Consider the following 23,820-nt stretch of genomic DNA (forward strand, 5'->3'; position numbering starts at 1 on the left):
TGAATCAACCTTGGTTGGTCCATAAGCGGCGTCCCGCGGCCGGTGGTTCGCCCCTGCGCCCGCGTGCTTGGATTAGAGGGAATCTCGCGTGGCAAACATCAACCAGAAAATTGCGCAGGAGCTTGGGGTTCGCGCCGAGCAGGTCGAGGCGGCGGTGACACTGCTCGACGGCGGCGCCACGGTTCCCTTCATCGCCCGCTACCGCAAGGAAGCGACCGGTGCGCTCGACGACGCGCAATTGCGAACTCTGGAGGAGCGCCTGGTTTACCTGCGCGAGCTCGAGGATCGCCGCAAGGCCATTCTCGAATCGGTCCGCGAGCAGGGCAAGCTCGATGCGGCCCTCGAGGCCTCGATCATGGCCGCTGACAGCAAGGCTCGCCTCGAGGACATCTATCTGCCGTTCAAGCCGAAGCGCCGCACCAAGGCGGAGATCGCCAAGGAAGCCGGCCTTGAGCCGCTCGCCAACCAGCTTATGGCTGAGCCCGGCAATGATCCGAAGGTCGTGGCGGAAGGCTTCATCAACGCCGAGAAGGGCGTCGCTGACGCCGCTGCCGCGCTCGACGGCGCCCGCGCCATCCTGGTCGAGCGCTTCGACGAGGACGCCGATCTGATCGGCGCCCTGCGCGAGGAGATGTGGACCAATGCGCGCATGGCCTCCAAGGTGCGCGACGGCAAGAAGACCGAGGGCGAGAAGTTCGCCGACTATTTCGATTTCTCCGAGCCGCTGACAAAACTGCCCTCGCACCGCATCCTCGCGATGTTCCGCGGCGAGAAAGAAGAAATTCTCGACCTGCAAATTCAGCCCGAGGCCGAGGCGCCGCCGCCGGGCGTGCCGAGCGCCTATGAATTGAAGATCATGAAGCGGTTCGGCATTGCCGATCTCAAGCGTCCCGGCGACCGCTGGCTGATCGATACCGTGCGCTGGGCCTGGCGCACCAAGATCCAGGTGCATCTCAATATCGATCTGCGCATGCGGCTGTGGAATTCGGCCGAGACCGAGGCCGTGCGCGTGTTCGCCTCGAACCTGCGTGACCTCCTGCTGGCCGCGCCCGCCGGCACCCGCGTCACCATGGGGCTCGATCCCGGCTACCGCACCGGCGTGAAGGTCGCCGTCGTCGATGCCACCGGCAAGGTGGTCGACACCACCGCGATCTATCCGCACGAGCCGCAGCGGCAATGGAACGAGTCGCTGGCGACGCTCGGCCGGCTCGCAATCAAGCACCGCGTCGAGCTGATCGCGATCGGCAACGGCACCGCCTCGCGCGAGACCGACAAGCTCGCCACCGAGCTGGTCAAGGGTCTGCCTGAGCTGAAGATGAACAAGATCGTGGTGTCGGAAGCCGGCGCGTCCGTCTATTCGGCCTCGGCCTTCGCCTCGGAGGAGCTGCCCGGCCTCGACGTCACCCTGCGCGGCGCGGTGTCGATCGCGCGGCGCCTGCAGGATCCGCTCGCCGAGCTCGTCAAGATCGAGCCGAAGGCGATCGGCGTCGGCCAGTATCAACACGACCTCGGCCAGGCCAAGCTCGCCAAATCGCTCGACGCCGTGGTGGAGGATTGCGTGAACGCGGTCGGCGTCGACGTCAACACCGCCTCCGCGCCGCTGCTGGCGCGCGTGTCGGGTGTCGGCTCCGGCCTCGCCCAGAGCATCGTGGCGCATCGCGACGCCAATGGTCCGTTCAAGTCGCGCAAGGCGCTCAAGGACGTGCCGCGGCTCGGGCCGAAGGCGTTCGAGCAGTGCGCGGGCTTCCTGCGTATCCTCGGCGGCGAGGATCCGCTCGATGCCTCCGGCGTGCATCCAGAAGCCTATCCCGTGGTGCGCCGGATTCTCGAAGCGACCAGGAGCGACATCAAGGCGCTGATCGGCAACAGCGACGTCGTGCGCACGCTGAAGCCGAAGGATTTCGTCGACGAGACCTTCGGTCTGCCGACCGTCACCGACATCCTTCGCGAGTTGGAAAAGCCCGGTCGCGACCCGCGCCCTGCGTTCAAGGCGGCGGTGTTCAAGGAAGGCGTCGAGGAGATCAAGGATCTCAAGAAGGGCATGATCCTCGAGGGCACCGTGACCAACGTCGCCGCCTTCGGCGCCTTCGTCGACATCGGCGTGCACCAGGATGGCCTCGTGCACATCTCGGCGATGTCGAGGACCTACATCAAGGATCCGCGCGAGGTGGTGAAGCCCGGCGACATTGTCAAGGTGAAGGTGCTGGACTTCGAGGTCGCCCGAAAGCGCATCTCGCTGACGCTTCGCCTCGACGACGAGGTCGGGCCTAAGAAGGACGCCCCCGGCATGCAGCGCGACAACAATCAGCGCAACGCAAGCCGCATGACGTCGGCGGCGCCGCGCAAGCAGGAATCTTCTGGCGGCGGCGCGCTCGCCGAAGCGCTGCGCCGCGCGGCGGAGAAGAACGGCGGCAAGCGGGTGTAGCGGCTGAGCGGCGCCGTTAGGGCTGTCAAAGCTCGACGCGCCGCGGCGCGCCGCATGCGCCACCGCATCGGTGCGGCCGGTGGCGTCGAGCTTGTCGAGCAACGAGCCGACATGGAATTTCACGGTGTGCACGGAGATGCCGAGCTGCCGTGCGATCATCTTGTTGGAGGCGCCCTCGGCCATCAGCGCGAGCACGTCGAGCTCGCGCTGCGTCAGCGCGATGTCCGCAGGCATGATGCGCGTATCGCGGGCGACGATCGTTGCGGCGGGCTGCTCGCCGGGCGCTGCGAGGCGAAGCCCGGCGACATTGCCGAGCAGGGCCGCGAGGCGATCGGCGAGGGCGGAATCGTCGATCTCAAGCGACAGTACGATCTCGGCCGTCTTGTCCTCGCTCACGCCTCCGGCCTTTCGCCGACCGTGACCTTGAAGCTGACCGGCTCGCCGCCACGGTGCACGGCGAGGTCGACCACCGCGCCGACGCTCGCAGGTCCCAGCGTCCGCGACAGCGCGCGCACGCCCGACAGCTTCTGGCCGTTGACCGCCACGATCACGTCGCCCTGGCGGATGCCGGCCGCGGCCGAAGGTCCGGCCTTGTCGACATTCATCACCATCGCGCCGATACCGTCGTCGAGCCGCACCGGCTGCAGCCCGAGGCCGAGATAACCGCGTGCGATGCGGCCGCGCGCCTCGAGCTGGGGCGCGACACGCTCGATCGTCGCGGTCGGGATCACCAGCACGCGCCGCGGCCCGAGCACGGCCATGCCGAAGGCTTTGCCCGATGCATCGAGCGCGAGGCCGCCCTGCTGGCTGCCGCGCAGGCGGACGTCGAGCTCGATCCGCGCATCGATGTCGCCGCCGCGCAAGGAACGCCAGCTCTTTCCGGATGCCGATACCATTCCAAGCGCCGCACTCGGTGTCTCCCGGTTGGTCGTGACCACGATCGACAATGTGCCCAGCGGCGGGACTGTACTTCCGAGCTTGACCGGCGCGACGGCGGCCTCCGTGCGCAACAGCGCGATATCGGTCGTGTGGTCACGGCCGACGATCGTGGCAGCGACCCGACTACCGTCGGCGAGGCCGATCTCGACTTCGCCCTCCTCGGCCAGCGCCTCGTCGGCGGTGACGATGAGGCCGGGCTTCCACGCAAAGCCGGTCGCGCGAGCGCGATGCGAATGCACGGAGACGACGGACGGCGCGGTGCGCGCCACAATGTCCGCGAGCGCGGACGACAGTGAGGGTAGGGGACTAAGATCAGTCATGGCGGGCTCCCGTAAGCTGTCCTCAATCTGGGATGCCGCGGGCGATTGCGAAACTGGCCGGGTGGCCAGGACCAGGACGGCCTCCGCAAGACCACGGCCGACGAATATGTGATTGGGAGCGCCTCACGGGAACGTGTAGCAATCCCAAAATTGGGCCATTTGGCCTCGAGGATTTCCAGCGAGCCCGACCGATGACCATCGACTTGACCCGCCGCACCCTGCTGCAGCTCGCCGGCGCCACCTCGCTCGCCATGGCCGCCGCAGCCGCGGCCCGTGCCGAGGGCACAGCGCAGGGCGGCGGCCCCACCTTTGCCAGCCGTACGCCGATGCGGGTCGGCATGGTGACGCTGCGGGTGAAGAGCCTCGACAAAGTCGCAGATTATTACCGCGATGTGATCGGGCTCACCGTGATGGAGCGCTCGGCGGCCACAGCCAAGCTCGGCACATCAGGCCTCACGCTGCTGGTGCTGGAGGCCCGTCCCGAAGCCGCGATTGAATCGCGCAGCGCCGCAGGCCTCTACCATACCGCCTTCCTGATGCCGACCCGCAAGGATCTGGCGCGCTGGCTGGTTCATGCCGCCTCGCACCGCGTGCCGTTGTCGGGCTTTGCCGATCATCTCGTCTCCGAATCCGTCTATCTCGACGACCCCGAAGGCAACGGCATCGAGGTCTATGCCGACCGCGACCCCTCGCAATGGCAATGGAGCGAGGGTAGCGTGAAGATGGCGACCGACGAGCTCAACATTCCCGACCTGTTGTCGCTCACCAATACGCGCGTTCCCGATTATGCCAAGGCGCCGGACGGAATGCGCATCGGCCACATGCATCTGCGCGTCGGCGATCTCGCCCAGGCCGAGAGCTTCTATCACGGCACCGTCGGCCTCGACCCGACTCGTCGCCGCAGCGGCGCCGCGTTCCTGGCGTCGGGCCGCTATCACCATCACCTCGGCATGAATGTCTGGCAGAGCCAGGGCGCCGGCCAGCGCGACGAGTCCACGACCGGTCTTGCCTGGTTCTCGCTGGTGATGGCGAAGCCGGAGCTGCTCGCCGCGCAGGAAGAACGGCTGCGCAAAGGCGGTGTGAAGGTCACGGCGCTTGCGGACGGGGTGGAGGCGATCGATCCCTGGGGCACGCGGGTGCGTCTGCTCAGGGTTTGATCGCCGGCGCCGGCATTGGTAATAGCCGTCAGCCGCAAACCAATCGACCGGGATCCGCGCCGCATGTCCGAATTCCACGGTGTCTTTCCGTATCTCGTCTCGCCCATCGATGCCGACGGCACGGTGCGAACCAACGTGCTGGCAAAACTCTGCGACGACCTGATCGGCGCCGGCGTGCACGGGCTGACGCCGTTGGGCTCGACCGGCGAATTCGCTTACCTGAACGCCGCGCAACGCATGGCGGTCGTGCAGACCACGATTGAGGCCGCGCAGGGGCGCGTGCCTGTTATCGCCGGCGTCGCCTCGACCGCAACGGCGGATGCGGTGGCGCAGGCGAAAGCCTGCCAGAAGTGTGGGGCCGACGGCATCCTTGCGATTTTGGAGGCGTATTTCCCCCTGGCCGATGCGCAGGTCGAATCCTATTTCCGCGCCATTGCCGATGCCGTCGACATTCCCGTCGTCATCTACACCAATCCGCAATTCCAGCGCTCCGATCTCACGCTCGACGTCATCGCGCGCCTCGCCGAGCATCCGCGCATCGGCTACATCAAGGATGCCTCGACCAACACCGGTCGGCTGCTCTCGATCATGAACCGCTGCGGGGACTCCTTGCGCGTGTTCTCCGCCTCCGCCCACATTCCGGCGGCGGTGATGCTGATCGGCGGCCGCGGCTGGATGGCGGGACCTGCCTGCATCATCCCGCGCCAGAGCGTGATGCTCTACGATCTATGCACGGCCGGCCGCTGGGACGAGGCCATGGCGCTGCAGCGGCGGCTGTGGCGGATCAACGAAGCCTTCGCCCGTTTCAATCTCGCGGCGTGCATCAAGGCCGGCCTTGCGATCCAGGGCTATGACGTCGGCGGCCCCGTCCCGCCGCAGGCGCCACTGACGGCGGATGCGCGCAAAATCGTGGAAACGGCGCTGCGCGAGCTGGAATAGCTCGCCACGCGGCAATATGCCCCGGCATCCGTGCCGGGCGCAAAATGGTCCATACCTGACCGAGAAACTTCCGCGCGTTTGCGACGTTGCTGCGTAAGCGAGATCCTGCCACTTCATGCATGTGCATCTCACAGCCCGCATTCAGCACAAGACACGGTGATCACCCAATGAATCGTCGCTATGCGATTGCCGCGGCAGCCTTCGCCGCCCTGCTGGTCGCGGTCACGGCCGCGAAGATCCTGCATGTCCCCGTCTCGTATGTCCCATGGGCCGCGCCCTCCGCACGTGCCGTCGAGCAGCGCGGGCCGCTGTGGGACGGCGAGAAGGCAACCATCGACATCTTCGAGCGCGTATCGCCGTCGGTCGTTCAGGTTGCGGCCAAGTCGGCGGCAAGTCCCCTCATGGGCGAGGAGAGCCAGGCCGGCGGCGGTGCTTCCGGCACGGGATTTGTCTGGGACCGCGACGGCCACCTGGTGACGAACAATCATGTTGTCGCCAATGGCGGCGAGATCGCCGTGCGCTTTGCCTCGGGTGAGGTGGCCCAGGTCGACCTGGTCGGCACGGCGCCCAATTACGATCTCGCGGTGTTGCGCATCCGCAGCGTGCGCCAGCTTCCAGCGCCGATCGCTCTCGGCAGTTCGAGCGACCTGAAAGTCGGACAATCCGCTTTCGCGATCGGCAATCCCTTCGGGCTGGATCAGTCGATGACTTCCGGCATCATCAGCGCGCTCAAGCGCCGGCTCCCGACCCATGGCGGCCGGGAGATCGCGAACGTCATCCAGACCGATGCCGCGATCAATCCCGGCAATTCGGGCGGGCCGCTATTGGATTCCGCCGGCCGGCTGATCGGCGTCACGACTGCGATCATCTCGCCCTCCGGATCGAACGCCGGCATCGGCTTCGCGGTGCCGGTCGATGTCGTGAACCGGATCGTGCCCGAGCTGATCCGCAACGGCCGCGTGCCGACGCCGGGCATCGGCATCGTGGCCGCCGGCGAGGATGTGTCGACCCGGCTTGCTGTCGAAGGGGTGATCGTGGTGCGGACGGCCCCCGGCAGTCCTGCCGAGCGGGCGGGGATTCGCGGCGTCAACTTTTCCACGGGAGCGGTCGGAGACATCATCACCGCGGTGGAAGGCAAGCCGGTGCGGCGCCTTGCCGACCTGACCGATGCGCTCGAGCAGGCCGGGGCCGGAAAGACCGTTCGGCTCACGGTCAAGCGCGGCTCGGACACCCGTGACGTGAATGTGAGCATTGTCGATATCGACAGGTCCTAGCCGCCCAATCCGCCCCTGCAAGGGGCTCTGACGCGCATCGCAGATGTGCCGGGGCTCGGTTGTCTGGCGCGCAAAATCGGTTAAAACCGCCGCCGTCGTTTTTCCCGATCTCGAGGATACAGCGGAATGAACATTCTTCCCGGCAATTTGCGTTTCGGAGCGGGGCAGCCCGTCAAGCGTTTGGAAGACCAGAGGCTGCTCACCGGGAAGGGACAGTTCATCGACGATAAGCCGGCCGACGGCGCGCTGTGGTTGCACGTGCTGCGCTCGCCGCACGCCCACGCCAAGATCGTCTCGATCGACACCAGCGCCGCGGCTTCGATGCCGGGCGTTGCCGCGATCTACACCGGCGCGGACTTGGTCAAGGACGACATCGGCACCATCCCGACGCTGAACATCTTCAAGCGCCCGGACGGCAAGCCGATGACCGTGCCGCCGCGCCGGCTGCTCGCCCATGAGGTCGTCCGCTATGCCGGCGAGGCCGTGGCCGCGGTGGTGGCCTCCTCGCGCGTGGAGGCGCAGAGCGCGGCCGAGGCGATCGCGGTCGAATACGATGTGCAGCCCGCGGTGGTCGATCCCGTCGAGGCGGTGAAATCAGGCGCGCCCGTGGTGTGGCCGGAGGCGCCCGACAACATCGTCGGCGCCATGAGCTACGGCGATGCCGCCAAGGTCGACGAGGCCTTTGCCAAGGCGGCGCACACCGTCGAGCTCGATATCGTCAGCCAGCGTCTCGTTCCGTCCGCGATGGAGCCGCGCTCGACCATTGCCGAGATCGACAAGAAGTCCGGCCGTCTCCTGCTGCACGTGCAGTCGCAGACGCCGGCCTCGACCCGCGACGTGCTGGCGGAAGCCGTGCTGAAGCGTCCCAAGGACAGTGTCCGCGTGCTGGTCGGCGACATCGGCGGCGGCTTCGGCCAGAAGACCAATCTCTATCCCGAGGACGGCATCGTCGCCTATGCCGCGACCAAGCTGAACAAGAAGATCCGCTGGCGCGGCGACCGCACCGACGAGTTCGTCGGCGGTACCCACGGCCGTGATCTCACGTCCACGGCGTCCTTCGCGCTGGATGACAAGGGCAAGGTGCTGGCCTATCGCGTCAAGTCGATCGGCTGCACCGGGGCCTATTCCTCGGGCGCGGCCAACATCATCCCGCTGGTGCTCGGGCCATTCGTGCAGACCGGCGTCTACGATCTGCCGCTGGTGCATTTCGAGGTGAAGTCGGTGATGACCCACACCGCGCCGGTCGGGGCCTATCGTGGCGCCGGCCGCCCCGAGGCGGTGTTCATCGTCGAGCGCCTGTTCGACGCCGCTGCGCGAAAAATCGGCATGGACCCGCGCGCGATCCGCAAGGCCAATTACATCAAGCCGGCGCAGCTGCCCTACACCAATGCGGCCGGCCAGGTCTACGATTCCGGCGCCTTCGCGCACATGCTCGACCGCGCCGTGAAGCTCGCCGACTGGGACGGCTTTGCAGCGCGCAAGAAGGCGGCGAAGAAGAAGGGCCTGCTCTACGGCCGCGGACTCACCTCCTACATCGAGTGGACCGGCGGCCGCGCTCACACCGAGAAGGTCAGCCTGCACGCGACCTCGCAAGGGCGCGTCGTGCTGCATTCCGGCACCATGGCGATGGGGCAGGGGCTGCAGACCACCTACACCCAGATGATCTCCGACACGCTTGGCATTGCCATGGACAAGATCGACGTGGTCCAGGGCGACACCGATCTCGCCATGGGCTTCGGCAGCGTCGGCTCGCGCTCGCTGTTCGTCGGCGGCACCGCGGTTGCGGTCTCCTCGAATGACTTGATCCAGAAGGCGCGCGAGAAGGCCGCGAACGTGCTGGAGACTTCGGTCGAGGATATCGAATATCAGGGCGGCATGCTCACCGTGGTCGGCACCGACCGCCGCATCAGCCTGTTCGATCTCGCCGAGAAGGAGAGCGGCGCCAGGCTCAGCGTCGATTCCGAAGGCGAGGTCGATGGTCCCAGCTGGCCGAACGGCACGCATATCTGCGAGGTCGAGATCGACCCCGAGACCGGCGTCTCCAAGGTCGTGCGCTACACCACGGTCGACGACGTCGGCGTCGCCGTGAACCCGATGCTGGTCACCGGCCAGATCCATGGCGGCGTCGCGCAAGGCATCGGCCAGGCGCTGTATGAAGGCGTGTCGTATGATGCCGACGGCCAGCTGCTGACGGCGAGCTACCAGGATTACTGCATCCCGCGCGCGGACGACGTGCCGCCGATCGTAGTGACGCTGGATGATTCCGCGCCCTGCCGCACCAATCCGCTCGGCGCCAAGGGCTGCGGCGAATCCGGCGCCATCGGCGGCCCGCCCTGCGTCACCAACGGCGTGATGGACGCGCTCGCCGAGCTCGGCATCACCCAGCTGAACACGCCCCTGACGCCGCAGAAGATCTGGCAGGCGATCCGGGACGCGAAGGCGGCGGGATAGGTGCGCTAGCTGTTGCGCAGGCTATTGCACCAAACTCAGCTCGTCGTCCCGGGGCGCGCAAAGCGCGAGCCCGGGACCCATAACCACAGGAAGTGGTTGTCGTGCGAAGCTGGCAACTCCGAGTCCCCATAACCACATCTTCCTGTGGTTATGGGTCCCCGCCTTCGCGGGGACGACACCGAGCGAGTGGCTCTATCCACGCCAGCCCGCCCGTCAAATCCCCAGCATCATCTTCGCGATGATGTCGCGCTGGATCTCCGAGGTGCCGCCGAAGATGGTGTAGGCGCGGCCGTTGAGATATTCCGGCATCACCGTCAGCATCTCCTCAGGGGTCGCCGGCTCGTGGTTGAGCTTGTAGAGCGGGCGCATCGGCTCGACGGCGAGGGCGTCATGGCCGATCACGTCGGCCCCTAACCGCGTCACGGCCTGGCGGATCTCGCTGTTGCGCAGCTTCAGGATCGACGACACCGCGCCGGGATTCTGGCCGGTCTGGAGTGCCGAGAGCACGCGCAGCTCCGTCATCTCGAGCGCGTCGATGTCGACCTCGACCTCGGCAATCCGCGTCGCGATGTCGGGGCTGTCGATGGCGCGGCCCGTGAGGTCGGACTCGGCAAGATCGGCAACCGCCTTCAATCCTTCGCGCAGCTTGGCCGAGGCGATGCCCGCGCCGCGCTCGAACTCGAGCAGATATTTGCCGTAGGTCCAGCCCTTGCCTTCCTCGCCGACGCGGTTGGCGACGGGCACGCGGACGTCGTCGAAGAACACCTGGTTGACCTCGTGGTCGCCGCCGATGGTGAGGATGGGACGGATGGTGATGCCCGGCGTCTTCATGTCGATCAGGATGAAGCTGATGCCGTCCTGCTGCCGCGGCCCATCGCTGGTGCGCACCAGCGCGAACATGCGGTTGGCGTGATGGGCGTGCGTGGTCCAGATCTTGGTGCCGTTGATGATGTAGTCGTCGCCGTCGCGCACCGCGCGCGTCTTGAGGGACGACAGATCTGAGCCGGAGCCCGGCTCGGAATAGCCCTGGCACCAATAATCCTCGCCGGAGAGAATCCGCGGCAGGTAGAAATTCTTCTGCTCGGGGCTGCCGAAGCCGATGATGACGGGCCCGACCATCTTCACGCCCATCACGTTGACGTTGGGCACGCCGGCGCGGGCGCATTCAGTCTCGAAGATCCAGCGCTGCGCCGGCGTCCAGTCGGGGCCGCCATATTCGACCGGCCAGCCCGGCGCGCCCCAGCCTTGGGCGTGCAGCGCGCGCTGCCAGGCCATGCCGATGTCGGGATCGGAGAACACCGATGGCGTCAGCGCGGTCGCGCGCTTCATTTCCTCGGTGAGATTCTTGGCGATGAAGCCGCGCACCTCGCTCTGGAAGGCGCGCTCCTCGGCATTGAACGACAGGTCCATGATGCGCTCCTTGTTAAGCAGAGATGGCCCTGCGGCTCACCTCGGCGTGGCGGGCATAGTGATGCGCGCTGCCGCCGAACAGCGTGTCGAACGCGACGAGGCGCTTGAAATAGGCGCCGACCTCAAGCTCCTCGGTGACGCCCATGCCGCCATGGAGCTGGATCGACTGCTCGCCGACGAAGCGCGCGCATTTGCCGATCTTCGCCTTCGCGCCCGAGGCTGCCCGGGCACGCTCGATCGGCGCGCTATCGGCCTTCAACGCCGCGCGCAGCGCCATCGAGCGGGCCTCGTCCACCTGCATCGCCATGTCGGCGAGGCGGTGGCGGATCACCTGGTTGGCGGAGAGCGGCCGGCCGAATTGTTTTCGGATCTTGGTGTAGTCGAGCGTGGTGTCGAGCAGCGTCTGCATGATGCCGACAGCTTCCGCACCGAGCGCGGCCATGGCGCGATCGATCGCCCATTCGATCGCGGGCACGGCGTCGCTGCCGTCGCCGAGCAGGGCGTCTTCCGGCAGATGCGCGTCGAACAGCTCGATGTTGCAGGCGCGTCCGCCGCCGAGACGCGGATAATCACTGATGACGAGGCCTGACGTCGTCGCCTGCACGAGGAACAGGCCGATCCGGCCCGAGGGGCCCCGATGATCGTGGATATGGGCGGAGACGATGATCTCGTCGGCGGCATGTCCGTCGAGCACGGCGATCTTGCTGCCGGAAAGGCGCCAGCCTTGTCCGGTCTTGTTGGCGCTGGTCGTGACCTTGGCAAGATCGAACCGGGCGGCGCGCTCCGAATGCGCCAGGGCAAGCTTCAGTGATCCGTCCGCCACCTTGGGCAGGCTCGCCTGCTTCTGCTCGCTGGTGCCGCATCTGGCGATCAGCGCGGCCCCGAGCACGACTGTTGCGACATAAGGTTCAGAAACCAGGCCCCGGCCGAAGGCCTCCATCAAGATGCCGATGTCGACCGCGCCGCCGCCGAGCCCGCCGAACTCTTCCGGAAGCGGCAGCGCCAGCCAGCCAAGCTCGGCGAACTGCTTCCAAACGGCCGGGCTGAAGCCGAGCGGATCATTCGCGATTCTGCGGCGGTGCTCGGCATCGTAGCTCTCGGCCACGAAACGTTCCGCGCTTTCGCGCAGCAACTTTTGCTCGTCACTGAGATTGAGATCCATCGCGTCTACTCCGCGGCGGCCGGCGGCTTGCGCACGGAGGGATGCAGGCCGGATGGATCGACGATCATGCCGAACTCCTGGAGATTGTGCGCGTGGCAGAGCTGATGCAGCGCGAAGGCCTGGTCGATCGCAGCCGGCTGGCCCATGACGTCGACCGAGCGGTTGACCGCCTCCTTGGTCAGCTTCAGCGCGAAGGACGGTTTTGTTGCGATCCTTCGCGCCAGCTCCAGCACGCGCGACGACAGCTCGGCGCGCGGCACGATTTGGTTGACCATGCCGAGCTGGTGCGCCTCCTGCGCGCTCCAGCTGTCGGCGGTGAACAGGAACTCCTTGGCCTTGCGTGGTCCCAGCTCCCAGGGATGCACGAACCATTCGACGCCGCACACGCCCATGGTGACGACGGGATCGCAGAACTGCGCATCGTCGCTGGCGACGATGAGGTCGCAGGCCCAGGCCAGCATCAAGCCGCCGGCGATGCACTTGCCATGCACCTCGGCAATGGTCGGCTTTGCCAGATTGCGCCAGCGCCGGGTGATCTGGAGATAAATTTCCTGCTCGCGGGCGAACCGGCCATGGGCGTTCGGCTCGGCAAAGCCACCCCAATTTCCGATCGGCGGGAAATCGACCCCAGCGGTATTCTTGTCTCCGGGGCGCAGGTCGTGGCCGGAGGAGAAGTGCGGCCCGTTGCCTGCGAGAATGATCACCTTGACCGCATCGTCCAGCACCGCCGCGTCGAAGGCGGCGTTGAGGTCGTAGGTCATTTGCAGGTTCTGCGCGTTGCGCGCCTCGGGCCGGTTCATCACGACACGGACGATCGCCGGCTCAGGCCGTTCCACGAGGATGGTCTCGAACGAGGACATCGCGTTCCCCCTGGTGTTTCCGCTCTTGTTTTGCCGGAGTTGACTATGTCGGCCGGTGCGAGGCAAGAGGCTTGCGTCAGCCTGCTGCTTTTCTCAGGCGCGCAATCTGATAGTTTGCGCCGGATTCCACCGGGAGAAATTTAATGCGCAAGATCCTGACCGTGCTGGCCGCCCTGGCCTCGCTGAGCCTGACCAATTGCGGCTACAACGCGATCCAGAGCGAGGACGAGCAGATCAAGGGCAATTGGTCCGAGGTCGTGAACCAGTATCAGCGGCGCGCCGATCTCGTGCCCAATCTCGTCAACTCGGTGAAGGGCTTTGCCCAGCAGGAGAAGGACGTGCTGCTCGGCGTCACCAATGCACGCGCCAAGGTCGGCAGCATTCAGGCGACGCCGGAGGTGCTGAACGATCCCGCCGCGTTCCAGAAATTCCAGGCCGCGCAGAGCGAGCTCTCCAGCGCGCTGTCGCGCCTCCTGGTCGTCACCGAGAACTATCCGCAGCTGAAGTCCGATGCCCTGTTCAAGGACCTGATGTCGCAGCTCGAGGGCACCGAGAACCGCATCACGGTGGCGCGCAACCGCTACATCAAGGCGGTGCAGGATTATAACGTCACCGTCCGCTCGTTCCCGACCAATCTCACCGCGATGGCGTTCGGCTACAAGGAGAAGCCGAACTTCTCTGTCGAGAACGAGAAGGCGATCTCGACCGCGCCGAAGGTGGACTTTAACGCGGCGCCGGCGCCGTCGAAGTAAGCGCGTCGTTTCGAATGCGCGCCCCACACTCCGCTGTCATTCCCCGCGAAGGCGGGGAATCCAGTACGCCGCAGCCTCTCCGCATCCCACGGGCGTCTCTGGAATACTGGATCGCCCGGTCAAGCCGGGCGATGACAGCGAGGATTTGGTGGGCGCATCGAGCGATCGCCTCTTTTGTGTTCGCCATCGCCCTCCTCCTCACCTTTGCCTTCCCCTCCCATGCCGACGTCGCCGTCCCCCAGCTCACCGGCCGTGTCGTCGATCAGACCGGCACGCTCTCCAGCAGCGACATCGCCACGCTCACGCAAAAGCTGCGCGACTTCGAAAACCGCAAGGGCAGCCAGATCGCTGTCCTGATCGTCGCGACCACGCAGCCGGAGACGATCGAGCAATTCTCGATTCGCGTCGCGGAGGCCTGGAAGATCGGTCGCAAGAAGGTCGACGACGGCGCGATTCTCGTCGTCGCCAAGAACGACCGGCATTTGCGCATCGAGGTCGGCTACGGTCTCGAAGGCGTGCTCACCGACGTCACCTCTCGGCGCATCATCGACGAGGCGATCACCCCCAAGTTCAGGAGTGGCGATTTCGCCGCGGGCATCAGCGCAGGCGTGGACCGCATGTTGCGGGTGATCGACGGCGAGCCGCTGCCGTCACCCTCGCGCAGCGTCAACTTCGCCCACAATAGTCTGGATGATCTGGCGCCGGTGTTTGCGGTGGCGCTGTTTGCCTCGATCGGCGTCGGCGGGTTCTTCCGCGCCATCCTGGGGCGGCTGCTCGGATCATTGGTGACCGGGGGCATCATCGCAGCGGTAACCTGGCTCATTCTCGGCTCCGCGGCGCTCGCGGCGGCTGTCGGCATCCTCGGCTTCATCGTCGGATTCATCGCCGATCTGTTTTCGGCGATCACGCCGGGCACGGGCCGCTCGCGCGGCGGCTCGTGGTCGAGCGGCTCCTCCGGCGGATGGAGTAGCGGATCGTCGAGTAGCGGCGGCTTCAGCGGCGGCGGCGGCAGTTTTGGCGGCGGCGGCGCCTCGGGGAGCTGGTAGCGATCATGAGCATCAAGCGCATTGCCCGACATCTCGTGCAGCATCACTGGCGGGCGAAGCAGATCTTTCCGCAAGCGGTGCTCGACCGCATCGAGCAGGCGATCAAGCGCGGCGAAGCCACCCATTCCGGCCAGGTCCGCTTCGTCGTCGAAGGGGCGCTCGACGGCGGCCCGCTGTTCCGCAACCAGCCGGCCCGCGAGCGCGCGCTCGACGTGTTCTCGCATCTGCGTGTCTGGGACACCGCCCACAACAATGGCGTTCTAATCTATCTCCTGCTCGCGGACCGCGACGTCGAGATCATCGCCGATCGCGGCATCGACGCGAAGGTCGGCGCGGAGGGTTGGGAGACGATCTGTCGCGCGATAGAGGCCGAGTTCAGATCGGGCCGGTTCGAACGCGGCGTGATCAGTGGCATCGAGGCCGTCTCGCGCGAAATGGCAAAGCATTTTCCTAAGCAAGGGCCGCATGCGAACGAGCTGCCGGATGCTCCCGTCGTGATGTGACGGATAGTGATTTGATCGGAGCGCGCGCGGCGCGCTCCGTCATTGCGAGGAGCCCTTGCGACGAAGCAATCCAGACTGCCTCCGCGGAGAGACTCTGGATCGCTTCCGCCCTCGCCAAGGCTTCGGCGGACCAGTCCTGCGCTCGCAATGACGCCATGGGGAGCCATTCCGCCCCCGTTCATCTTCCCCCGATTACGAACTGTTTCACGCCCGCCACACCGGTTCCACTTTCCCGGCCCAATTCGGCCCCGGATGAATTCCTAAAATTTCGGTAAGCGGGTCCCGAGGTAAGGATTTCGCAAGCAATGAAAGTTACCAAAAGGTCAACCGAGACTGGAGTATTTGAGCCGTGAGCGAACCAATGCCCGAGCAGGCTGCCCAGGATTCCGCTGCCATCGACGCGGCAGCGCCGCAGGCCATCGAGGCTGCCGCGGGTATCGAGGCCCCCTCGATCGCCCCCGACCACGAAGCGCCGCCCAAGCCCGATCCGGTCAAGGCGGACGCCCCGAAGATTGAGCCGCCGCGGATCGAAGTGCCGAAGTTTGAAGCCAAGACTGACGCCAAAGCTGAGGCCAAGCCTGAGCCGAAGCACGGCAAGCTCATCGTCATGCCGCCCGCCGACCGCGCCTCGGAGCGCGAGGAGTTCGCCCCGCATGGGAAGGCCGACGAGCCGCGCGAGTCCGGCAGCAAGCGCCGGCTGTCGGCGATGGCCGCGGTGGTGGCGATTGCCGCCAGCGTCGGCGCGATCAGCGGCGCGCTTGCGACCGCCGGCATGATGCGTTTCGCCGCACCCGCCCCGGCTCCGGTCCAGGTCGCCGATACCAGCGCGCTGGATGCGTCCGTGGCGCGGATCGACGCCGACCTCGTCGCCCTGAAGGCCAATGTCGAGCAGAGCTCGAAGACCGGCCTCACCCAGTTCAACCGGGCCAACGACCGCCTGGACAAGCTCGAAAAGGCGCAGGCCGAGCCGTTGGCCAGGATCGCAAAGCTGTCCGAGGCCGTCGACAAGCTCCGCGCCACGCCGCCCGCCGCGCCTGCGCAGGCCGCTGCAGCGGTGCCCAAGGAGACCACCGGCTCGATCGCGCCGACGCAGGTCGCGACCGCGGCGGCCGCACCGGTCCCGGCGCCCGCAGCTCCCAAGACCGAAGTTGGGCGTCTGCCGACGATCGAAGGCTGGCGGCTGCGCAGCGCCGGCAATGGCGGCGCGCTGATCGAGGGCCGCGACGGCCTCTACGAGGTCTATCCCGGCGACCCCATCCCCGGCGTCGGCCGTGTCGATGCGATCCGCCGCCAGGATGGCCGCTGGGTGGTCGTCACCTCGAGGGGGCTGATCACCGGACGCTGAGCGTCCGATATCCGACTTTCGAAGAGGCGCTTCACTGCGATGTGAGGCGCCTTTTTGCTTGAATAGGTGTCCCTGCGCGGTGTTACCTCAGGCATGGGCCGCGCCTTGCGAATTCTCGTTGCTGCCGCCGCATTGCTGGGCGGTGTGGTTTCGCTGTTCGCAGCGGAGAATGCCGCGCTGACGCGCGGCACCGCGATTACCGATCCCGATCTCCTGCGCAAGCTCGACCAGAACAACACGCTGATGATCTCGCGTCTTTTGTCGCCGGAGCGGAATTCGGACGTCCCGCTCACGACCGAGCCGATGTTCGCCTCGCTGCCGCAGCTGAAAGACATTCTGCCCGCGATCGATGCGGAATTCGACCGCTATATCGCATGGTTCAGGGCGACCTATCCGGGCGAGACCATCGGCGTCGGCGAGGGTTTCGACGTACAATTGTTCGATCGGGCCAATCTGAAATCGCGCGAGGCGCGCTTCGTGCTGGCCGGCATCGTCAATCGCATGGATCGTGCCTATGTCTCGGAAGAGTCCTGTGGCGAGATCCGGCTGATCTATCGTCTGGCGCGCTTCGACAGCGGGCCGGATGGCGGCAAGACCGCAACGCGCCTGCCGATGACATTCAACCTCGTGATGAAGGCGCGCGATGGGCGCCAGACGGATGCGAACGGCAAGCCGATCAGCTGCGCCGAGATCGCGCGGCGCTGGCTCGACAATGGCGACTGGCAGGGCTTGATCGGCGGTCGCGCTCCGCCTGACGACGCCATGCTCGACAGCATCGAGACCAACATCCAGGTCTCGGTCGCGCCGAAATCGGCGCTGCACGATTTCCGCTCCGACTATCTTCTCAAGGTGTTCAAGTACAATGCCGCCACCAGGACATTCGTGGAATCGACGCTGGAGAACCAGATCGACCGCGATCGCATTCTTGCCGACGATGCGCTGCGGCGCGACTTCAAGGCGTGGCTGCTCGCGCCGGAGAACTTACGCGCGTTCGATCGCGGCACCGTGTTGATCCCGGAGAAATTTCTGGCCAGGGCCGCAATCGTGCCGACCCCCGCCGGCCTCGACGCCTCGGCGTTGCAGCCGGAGTTCGGCATGATGCAGGGGGAGGGCAAAGGCGATCCCGTCTTTACCGACAATGACGTGGTCGGCGCGCTGAAGCAGGCGGCGGCCCACGGCCTCGACATGCAGAACGTCCGCTCGGTCGCAGGCTTCCAGCGCCGTCTCAACGACGTCACCTGCACCGGCTGTCACCAGACCCGTGGCATCGGCGGCTTCCATTTCCCGGGCGTCGATTGGCTTGCGGACAGACCGTCGAATGCCGCCATCGTGGCGGCCTCGCCACACTTCTTCGGCGACCAGCTCCGCCGCCGCGACATCCTGACCGCGTTCGCGGCCGGAAAGATCCCTGATTTCTCACGCGGATTTGCCAGTCGGCCGCAGACCCGCGGCAGTCGCGAGCTCGCCGGCAGCGAATATCAGGACGGCTGGGGCGCGCATTGTTCCCTGCAAGATCCGGGATCGGGAACGCCGGACAGGAGTTTTACGTCATGGAGCTGTGCTAGCGGTCTGACCTGCCAGGCCGCCGCGGCCTCGCGCCGCATCGGCATGTGCTTCATCAAGACGCGTTAGCGCGTGATCCAGGAAAAGTGTGGAGCGGTTTTCCGAAGGATCACGCGCAAGATAAAGTCTCAAGCGATTTGGATGACCCATGACGGATGCCGGCAACGCCAACAAGGCGCGCAATCGCGAGATCGCGCGGAACGAGGAAGTCAAGCAGGTCACCGGCAGCGCCCGCGTCAGCATCTGGGCCGTTGCGGTGGCCGTCATCGTCGGCGGCATTCTGTTCACGCTCGGCTGGCTGTCGTTGAGGTGAGCTTGCTTACCTCTCCCCGCTTGCGGGGAGAGGTCGAATTCGATCGCAGATCGAATTCGGGTGAGGGGGTACAGGTCTCACGATAATCTCAGGTGTGGAGAGAAGCCCCTCACCCAACCCTCTTCCCGTAAGAACGGGAGAGGGAGAAGAGAGTGTCCTCACCTCGCGTAATTCGTCATCCGTTTTCCCGGCAGCAGCTCGTAGGCCGGCTTCCAGCCCGGCAGCGCCGCCATGCGGCCGAGCCAGGCGTGGATGGCGGGATGGCTCGATGCGAAATCGAAGCCATGCTCGTCGCTGGGATAATGCAGATAGGCCATCATCGAGATGTCCGCGACCGTCGGCCTTGCGCCGATCGCGAATGCATTGTGCTGGAGATGGCCGTCGAGGATACCGAGAAAGTCTTCGAGCCGCCGGCGAAAATGCTTCAGCACCTGCGGATCGTTCTTCTCGGTGAAGGCGCGCATGAAGCGGTAGGTCGCCATGTAGCCGGTGAGCTTGTGGTTGTCCCAGAACAGCCAGCGCAGCAGCTCGAACTTCTCGTCCTCCGTCTCGGCGCCGAAACGGCCGTATTGCTCGGCCAGTTTCAGCAGCAGCGGCGCAGTCTGCGTCATCTTCACGCCGTCGATCTCGAGCACGGGAATCTCGCCCATCTCGTTGACGGCCTTGCGCCATTCCGCCGTGCGCGTGACGCCGCCGGCAAAATCGGTCCAGACCGGCTCAAACGTCTCGCCGCAGAGCGTCAGCATCAGCGCCAGCTTGTAGCTGTTGCCGGATTCGGGGAAGTAGTGCAGGCGGTAGCTGGGCATGGGACCTCGCGGCACTGTGTGTTGCCGATTGTTATAGCGAGATAGTCCGGCATCGTCATTGCGAGCGCAGCGAAGCAATCCAGAATCTTTCCGCGGAGACAGTCTGGATTGCTTCGTCGCAAGGGCTCCTCGCAATGACGGTGTTCGGAGCAACCGACTCGGCCTTACCCCACCGCTCCCGACCCCCGCAGCTGCTTGATCGCCGCCTCGTCAAATCCCGCCTCGCGCAAAATCTCGTCACTGTGCTCGCCGACCGCTGGCGGCTTGCGCGGCTGCACCTTCTTGGCGCCGTCGATCCAGATCGGGCTGTTGATGGTCAGCATGGTGTCGTTCTCGAACGGCACCAGCACTTCATTGTCGAGCATCTGCTTGTCGTTGGGGATGTCCTCCAGGATGGCGACGACGCCGAACACGAGGCCGTTGCCGTCGAGGATTTTGCGCCATTCGGCGAGATCCCTGGTGGCGAAGGTCTCGTCCAGGATCCTGATCAGCTCGACCGAGCGGGCGTGACGGTCGGCCTTGGTGGCGAAGCGGGGATCGTTGATCAGATCCTCGCGGCCCAGGCACTTGGCCAGCGTCGGAAACTGCTTCTCTTCGTTCAGCAGCGACAGGATCAGCCAGCGGCCGTCCTTGCACTGGTAATGATTGGCCACCGCGTTAAGCGCGCGCTCGCGCGGGCGCCGCTCGCCGAACTTGGCGCCGCAGAGCTTGGCCTGCGCCAGCACGCTCGCGGCCCACACCCCGTTCGCCATCAGGTTGGAAGCGACGTGCGAGCCCTTGCCGGTCTTCTCGCGCTGATACAGTGCGGTGACGATCGCGCCGTAGAACGCCATGGCGCAGGGATGGTCGCCCATGCCCGCGACCGAGCGCGCCGGCGTGGTGTCGGTGTCGGCGCGGACGAGATCCATCAGGCCGGACCGCGCCCAATAGGCGTTGCTGTCGAAGCCGGGCTTGTTGGCTTCCTCGCCCTTCTCGCCATAGCCGGTGAAGGAGGCGTAGATCAGCCGGTCGTTGAGATGGGCGAGATGATCATAGGTGATGCCGAGCTTGGCGCGCACCGGCGGCGGCATGTTGGTGATGAAGACGTCGGCCTCCGCCACGAGCTTGTAGAGCACGGCTTGCGCCTCCGGCTTCGACAAGTCGAGCGCGATGCTCTTCTTGTTGCGCGCCTCCAGCAGCCAGGCGAAATTGTGCTCGCCTGAGGGATAGCCCGGCAGGTTCGGCAGGTTGCGATAGGGGTCGCCAGTGCCGGGCGGCTCGATCTTGATAACGTCTGCGCCGAAATCCGACAGCACGGTCGCGGCCGCGGGCGCTGCGATGAAGCTCGCGCAGTCCAGAACCTTCAGGCCTGCAAAAATGCCCTTCTCCATCGCGGCGTCGCTCCCTCGCTTCAATCGTTTCCCGCGCGCTGGAATTGGCGCGGGCGCGTGATGAGAGCATTAGACCGATGTTTTGCCGGGATGCAACGGCGCCTGGCGCAGGGCCTCACTCCTCCCCCGCAAGCAATGCGGCATTGCCGCCTGCCGCAGCCGTGTTGATCGTCACCGTCTGCTCGGTGGCAAAGCGCGCGAGGTAATGCGGGCCGCCGGCCTTGGGGCCGGTTCCGGAAAGGCCGCTGCCGCCGAACGGCTGCACGCCGACCACGGCGCCGATCATGTTGCGGTTGACGTAGATGTTGCCGACCTGGACGCGGTCGACGATGGCCTCGATGGTGTCGTCGATGCGCGAATGGATGCCGAGGGTGAGCCCGTAGCCGGTGCGCGCGATGGATTCCAGCACACGCGCCAGGTTCTCCGCGCGATAGCGCACGACATGCAGGATCGGGCCGAACACCTCTTCGGTGAGCTGACCGGCCTCCTTGAGCTCGAAGATATGCGGCGCGACGAAGCAGCCATCCGGCGCGGTGCCCGCAAAATGCAGCCGCGCCTCGCGCTTCATCCGCGCGATATGCGCATCGAGGCGCTGCTTGGCCTCCTCATCGATCACCGGACCGACATGGGTCGCGACATCCGCGGGATCGCCGATCTTCAGTTCGCGCGCGGCGCCCGCGATCATCTCGACCATGCGGTCGGCGACATCCTCCTGCGCGAACAAAAGCCGCAAGGCCGAGCAGCGCTGGCCTGCGGAGCGGAACGCAGAGGTCACGACGTCGTCGGCGACCTGCTCGGGCAGTGCGGTCGCATCCGCGATCATGGCATTGATGCCGCCGGTCTCCGCGATCAGCGGCACGATCGGCCCGTCCTTGGCGGCCAGCGTCCGGTTGATCTGGCGCGCGACGTCGGTCGAGCCGGTGAAGACTACTCCGGCGACATCAGGATGCGCGGTGAGGACGCCGCCGATGCGGCCGTCGCCGGTGACGAGATGCAGCGCGCTTCTGGGGATGCCGGCCTCGTGCAGCAGGGCTACGGCCTCGCGCGCGATGCGCGGCGTCTGCTCGGCGGGTTTCGCCACCACGCTATTGCCGGCCATCAGCGCCGCGGTCACCTGGCCAAGGAAGATTGCGAGCGGAAAATTCCACGGCGAGATCGCGACGAACACGCCGCGGCCGCGCAGGCTAAGCACATTGCTCTCGCCGGTCGGGCCGGGCATGGCGGCATCGTTTCCGAACAGCTTGCGGCCCTGCGCGGCATAGTAGCGGCAGAAGTCGGCGGCTTCGCGCAGCTCGGACAGAGCGTCGTCGAGCGTCTTGCCGCCCTCGGCTTGCAGCAGCGCGATGAAACGGGCGCCGCGGGTTTCCAGAAGATGCGCGGCCTGCTCCAGCGCCGCCGCGCGCGTGCCTGCAGGCGTCCGGCTCCAGCTGCCAAAGCCGGCGCGCGCAGCCGTCACCGCCGCGTTGGCCTGATCCGGTGTTGCGTCAGCGACAGGCTTAAGCTCGGCCGCCGCGGCCTTCACGTCCGTCAGGAGCCCGTCGAGTGCGGCACGCTCACCGAATTCGACGCCGCGCGAATTGCGCCGATCCGGCGCGAACAGATCTGCCGGCAACGGAATCTTGGCATGAGGTGCCTGTTGCGCCCGGCCGATGGCATCTGCCGGGCGCTGCAGCAGCGCCGAAACCGGCACGCGATAATCGGCCGCCTGCGCCACGAACGAGGAATTGGCGCCGTTCTCCAGAAGCCGCCGCACCAGATAAGCGAGCAGGTCGCGATGGCTGCCGACCGGCGCGTAGGTGCGGTAGGCGATGTCAGGACGATCCTTTGCGAGTTGCTCGTAGAGCGCTTCGCCCATGCCATGCAGGCGCTGGAACTCGAAGCCGCCGCCATCTGCTGCGAGCTCCAGCACGGTCGCGACCGTCAGCGCGTTGTGGGTGGCGAATTGCGGGAAGATGCGCGGCCGCAAGGCGAGAAGCTTCGTCGCGCAGGCGACGAAGTTCAGATCGGTCATCGCCTTGCGCGTGAACACGGGATAGCCGTCGAGCCCGCGCTCCTGGGCGCGCTTGATCTCGGTGTCCCAATAGGCGCCCTTGACCAGGCGCACCATCAGCTTGCGGTCATGCGCGCGGGCGAGTTCATCGACATAGTCGATCACCGCGCTAGCACGCTTCTGATAGGCCTGGATCGCGAGGCCAAATCCGTCCCAGCCGGAAAGCGATGGATCGGCGAGTGTCGCCGCGATCACGTCGAGCGACAGCTCCAGCCGGTCGGCTTCCTCGGCATCGACGGTGAAGTTGAGGTCATGCGCCTTGGCGCGCTGCGCAAGGTCCAGCAATAGCGGCACCAGCTCGGCCATCACGCGGCCGCGGCTGATCGCCTCGAAGCGCGGATGCAGCGCCGAAAGCTTGACCGAGATGCCGGGCCGGTCGGGCAGGGGATGGTTGCCTGCCGCCTTGCCGATCGTGTCAATCGCGCTGGCATAGGCGTCGAAATAGCGCTTGGCATCGGCGGCCGTGCGCGCGCCTTCGCCGAGCATGTCGAAGGAATAGCGCGGCTTCTGGCCCGAGCGCGGCCGAGCCCGCTCCAGCGCCTGCTCGATCGTCTCCCCTAACACGAAATGATTGCCCATCAACCGCATCGCCTGGCGCGTCGCGGTGCGCACCGCCGGTGCGCCGAGCCGCTTCACCAGCCGGCCGATAGTGCCGTCGGGCGTCTCGCCCGGCTGGATCACCCGCGCCGACAGGCCGAGCGCCCAGGCCGAGGCGTTGACCAGGAACGCGGTGGACTTGGTCTCGTGATGGATGAAATCGCCCTCGCCGAGCTTGTCCTCGATGAACTGGTCGGCCGTGCGCGCATCGGGCACGCGCAGCAGCGCCTCAGCCAGCACCATCAGCGCCAGCCCCTCCTTGGTCGAGAGCGCGAACTCCCGCAGCATGTCCTCGACCCCGCCGAGCCGATCGTCGCGCTTGCGGATCGCCTCGATCAGCCGCGTCGCGATGCGGTCGATCCGGGCCTCCCGTGCCGGGATGAGATGCGAGGCCGGCAGAACCTTTGCGGCGATCTCGGAATCATCGGGGGCGTAGGGCGCGGAGAAGGGGGGCGGGATGTTCGGCATGGCGTGTCCTGTGGCTGAAATCCAGGATAAGGCCCGCGTGACCGTAGTTCGATAGACAATTTAGCCAGTT

At 66.2% G+C, this 23,820-nt stretch carries 18 protein-coding genes and 1 pseudogene; 11 read left to right on the top strand and 8 right to left on the bottom strand.

All coding sequences use genetic code 11. The features are described from left to right. The first annotated feature begins 88 nt into the window (after positions 1-88). Positions 89-2,425 carry a Tex family protein gene (locus I6F21_RS21740; protein ID WP_225142141.1) on the top strand — a complete coding sequence of 779 codons (2,337 nt, stop codon included), beginning with the start codon at positions 89-91 and terminating at the stop codon, positions 2,423-2,425. A 39-nt stretch (positions 2,426-2,464) separates the two neighbouring features. On the opposite strand, the pseudogene I6F21_RS21745 reads toward I6F21_RS21740, so the two are convergent. Both I6F21_RS21745 and I6F21_RS21750 read right to left on the bottom strand, forming a co-directional pair. Continuing rightward, a pseudogene (locus I6F21_RS21745) lies at positions 2,465-2,821 on the bottom strand (helix-turn-helix transcriptional regulator); the annotation flags it as partial. Further along, complete coding sequence (locus tag I6F21_RS21750) at positions 2,818-3,684, bottom strand: S1C family serine protease (protein WP_225142139.1); 867 nt, start codon at positions 3,682-3,684, stop codon at positions 2,818-2,820. The pseudogene I6F21_RS21745 and the gene I6F21_RS21750, both read right to left, overlap by 4 nt. A 191-nt stretch (positions 3,685-3,875) precedes the next feature. Between I6F21_RS21750 and I6F21_RS21755 the strand changes: the two genes are divergently transcribed. From I6F21_RS21755 to I6F21_RS21770, 4 genes are all read left to right on the top strand, one after another. Further along, entirely contained in the window at positions 3,876-4,841 is a 966-nt protein-coding gene (locus I6F21_RS21755) for a VOC family protein (protein ID WP_036009665.1), read from the top strand. Between the two features lie 63 nt (positions 4,842-4,904). Then, positions 4,905-5,780 (top strand): dihydrodipicolinate synthase family protein, encoded by an 876-nt coding sequence (locus tag I6F21_RS21760; protein ID WP_036009666.1) that lies wholly within the window; start codon positions 4,905-4,907, stop codon positions 5,778-5,780. A 167-nt stretch (positions 5,781-5,947) separates the two neighbouring features. Next, positions 5,948-7,054 (top strand): trypsin-like peptidase domain-containing protein, encoded by a 1,107-nt coding sequence (locus I6F21_RS21765; protein ID WP_036009668.1) that lies wholly within the window; start codon positions 5,948-5,950, stop codon positions 7,052-7,054. 126 nt (positions 7,055-7,180) lie between these two features. Further along, a complete protein-coding gene (locus I6F21_RS21770) occupies positions 7,181-9,505 on the top strand; it encodes a xanthine dehydrogenase family protein molybdopterin-binding subunit (RefSeq protein ID WP_225142137.1) in 2,325 nt (774 codons plus the stop codon). A 213-nt stretch (positions 9,506-9,718) separates the two neighbouring features. On the opposite strand, the gene I6F21_RS21775 is transcribed toward I6F21_RS21770, so the two are convergent. The 3 genes from I6F21_RS21775 to I6F21_RS21785 are packed head-to-tail and all read right to left on the bottom strand — an operon-like array spanning position 9,719 to position 12,937. Beyond that, positions 9,719-10,915: an acyl-CoA dehydrogenase family protein gene (locus I6F21_RS21775; RefSeq protein ID WP_225142135.1), complete on the bottom strand. Its 1,197-nt coding sequence runs from the start codon at positions 10,913-10,915 to the stop codon at positions 9,719-9,721. Positions 10,916-10,928: 13 nt separating this feature from the next. After that, the gene (locus tag I6F21_RS21780) at positions 10,929-12,077 is read right to left on the bottom strand and encodes an acyl-CoA dehydrogenase (protein WP_225142133.1); all 1,149 of its coding nucleotides are present in this window, start codon (positions 12,075-12,077) and stop codon (positions 10,929-10,931) included. 5 nt (positions 12,078-12,082) lie between these two features. Then, a complete protein-coding gene (locus I6F21_RS21785) occupies positions 12,083-12,937 on the bottom strand; it encodes an enoyl-CoA hydratase (protein WP_036009680.1) in 855 nt (284 codons plus the stop codon). 143 nt (positions 12,938-13,080) lie between these two features. On the opposite strand from I6F21_RS21785, the gene I6F21_RS21790 reads away from it, so the two are divergent. From I6F21_RS21790 to I6F21_RS21815, 6 genes are all read left to right on the top strand, one after another. Further along, complete coding sequence (locus I6F21_RS21790) at positions 13,081-13,689, top strand: LemA family protein (RefSeq protein ID WP_036009681.1); 609 nt, start codon at positions 13,081-13,083, stop codon at positions 13,687-13,689. Positions 13,690-13,820: 131 nt separating this feature from the next. Next, positions 13,821-14,735 carry a YgcG family protein gene (locus I6F21_RS21795; RefSeq protein ID WP_036009682.1) on the top strand — a complete coding sequence of 305 codons (915 nt, stop codon included), beginning with the start codon at positions 13,821-13,823 and terminating at the stop codon, positions 14,733-14,735. A 5-nt stretch (positions 14,736-14,740) separates the two neighbouring features. Further along, positions 14,741-15,238: a TPM domain-containing protein gene (locus I6F21_RS21800; RefSeq protein WP_036009684.1), complete on the top strand. Its 498-nt coding sequence runs from the start codon at positions 14,741-14,743 to the stop codon at positions 15,236-15,238. 361 nt (positions 15,239-15,599) lie between these two features. Continuing rightward, on the top strand, positions 15,600-16,583 hold the full coding sequence (locus I6F21_RS21805; RefSeq protein ID WP_225183414.1) for a hypothetical protein: 984 nt from the start codon (positions 15,600-15,602) through the stop codon (positions 16,581-16,583). A gap of 93 nt (positions 16,584-16,676) precedes the next feature. After that, on the top strand, positions 16,677-18,215 hold the full coding sequence (locus tag I6F21_RS21810; protein ID WP_225142131.1) for a hypothetical protein: 1,539 nt from the start codon (positions 16,677-16,679) through the stop codon (positions 18,213-18,215). Between the two features lie 79 nt (positions 18,216-18,294). Beyond that, complete coding sequence (locus I6F21_RS21815; protein WP_225142129.1) at positions 18,295-18,459, top strand: hypothetical protein; 165 nt, start codon at positions 18,295-18,297, stop codon at positions 18,457-18,459. Between the two features lie 158 nt (positions 18,460-18,617). Here the strand turns inward: I6F21_RS21815 and I6F21_RS21820 are convergent, their stop codons facing one another. The 3 genes from I6F21_RS21820 to putA all read right to left on the bottom strand — a co-directional run bounded on the left by I6F21_RS21820 (position 18,618) and on the right by putA (position 23,750). After that, positions 18,618-19,265 carry a glutathione S-transferase family protein gene (locus tag I6F21_RS21820; RefSeq protein ID WP_225142127.1) on the bottom strand — a complete coding sequence of 216 codons (648 nt, stop codon included), beginning with the start codon at positions 19,263-19,265 and terminating at the stop codon, positions 18,618-18,620. Between the two features lie 164 nt (positions 19,266-19,429). After that, positions 19,430-20,635 (bottom strand): CoA transferase, encoded by a 1,206-nt coding sequence (locus I6F21_RS21825; RefSeq protein ID WP_225142125.1) that lies wholly within the window; start codon positions 20,633-20,635, stop codon positions 19,430-19,432. 115 nt (positions 20,636-20,750) lie between these two features. Continuing rightward, positions 20,751-23,750 carry a bifunctional proline dehydrogenase/L-glutamate gamma-semialdehyde dehydrogenase PutA gene (gene putA / locus I6F21_RS21830; protein ID WP_225142122.1) on the bottom strand — a complete coding sequence of 1,000 codons (3,000 nt, stop codon included), beginning with the start codon at positions 23,748-23,750 and terminating at the stop codon, positions 20,751-20,753. Positions 23,751-23,820: the final 70 nt, after the last annotated feature.

Source organism: Bradyrhizobium sp. NBAIM03, from assembly GCF_020194055.1.
Lineage (GTDB): Bacteria > Pseudomonadota > Alphaproteobacteria > Rhizobiales > Xanthobacteraceae > Bradyrhizobium > Bradyrhizobium yuanmingense.

Excerpts from the sequence above, each read along its gene's own strand:
- I6F21_RS21750 (WP_225142139.1), bottom strand. The coding sequence starts at position 3,684 with ATGACTGATCTTAGTCCCCTACCCTCACTGTCGTCCGCGCTCGCGGAC.
- I6F21_RS21755 (WP_036009665.1), top strand. The coding sequence starts at position 3,876 with ATGACCATCGACTTGACCCGCCGCACCCTGCTGCAGCTCGCCGGCGCC.
- I6F21_RS21760 (WP_036009666.1), top strand. The coding sequence starts at position 4,905 with ATGTCCGAATTCCACGGTGTCTTTCCGTATCTCGTCTCGCCCATCGAT.
- I6F21_RS21765 (WP_036009668.1), top strand. The coding sequence starts at position 5,948 with ATGAATCGTCGCTATGCGATTGCCGCGGCAGCCTTCGCCGCCCTGCTG.
- I6F21_RS21770 (WP_225142137.1), top strand. The coding sequence starts at position 7,181 with ATGAACATTCTTCCCGGCAATTTGCGTTTCGGAGCGGGGCAGCCCGTC.
- I6F21_RS21775 (WP_225142135.1), bottom strand. The coding sequence starts at position 10,915 with ATGGACCTGTCGTTCAATGCCGAGGAGCGCGCCTTCCAGAGCGAGGTG.
- I6F21_RS21780 (WP_225142133.1), bottom strand. The coding sequence starts at position 12,077 with ATGGATCTCAATCTCAGTGACGAGCAAAAGTTGCTGCGCGAAAGCGCG.
- I6F21_RS21785 (WP_036009680.1), bottom strand. The coding sequence starts at position 12,937 with ATGTCCTCGTTCGAGACCATCCTCGTGGAACGGCCTGAGCCGGCGATC.
- I6F21_RS21790 (WP_036009681.1), top strand. The coding sequence starts at position 13,081 with ATGCGCAAGATCCTGACCGTGCTGGCCGCCCTGGCCTCGCTGAGCCTG.
- I6F21_RS21795 (WP_036009682.1), top strand. The coding sequence starts at position 13,821 with ATGACAGCGAGGATTTGGTGGGCGCATCGAGCGATCGCCTCTTTTGTG.
- I6F21_RS21800 (WP_036009684.1), top strand. The coding sequence starts at position 14,741 with ATGAGCATCAAGCGCATTGCCCGACATCTCGTGCAGCATCACTGGCGG.
- I6F21_RS21805 (WP_225183414.1), top strand. The coding sequence starts at position 15,600 with ATGCCCGAGCAGGCTGCCCAGGATTCCGCTGCCATCGACGCGGCAGCG.
- I6F21_RS21810 (WP_225142131.1), top strand. The coding sequence starts at position 16,677 with ATGGGCCGCGCCTTGCGAATTCTCGTTGCTGCCGCCGCATTGCTGGGC.
- I6F21_RS21815 (WP_225142129.1), top strand. The coding sequence starts at position 18,295 with ATGACGGATGCCGGCAACGCCAACAAGGCGCGCAATCGCGAGATCGCG.
- I6F21_RS21820 (WP_225142127.1), bottom strand. The coding sequence starts at position 19,265 with ATGCCCAGCTACCGCCTGCACTACTTCCCCGAATCCGGCAACAGCTAC.
- I6F21_RS21825 (WP_225142125.1), bottom strand. The coding sequence starts at position 20,635 with ATGGAGAAGGGCATTTTTGCAGGCCTGAAGGTTCTGGACTGCGCGAGC.
- putA (WP_225142122.1), bottom strand. The coding sequence starts at position 23,750 with ATGCCGAACATCCCGCCCCCCTTCTCCGCGCCCTACGCCCCCGATGAT.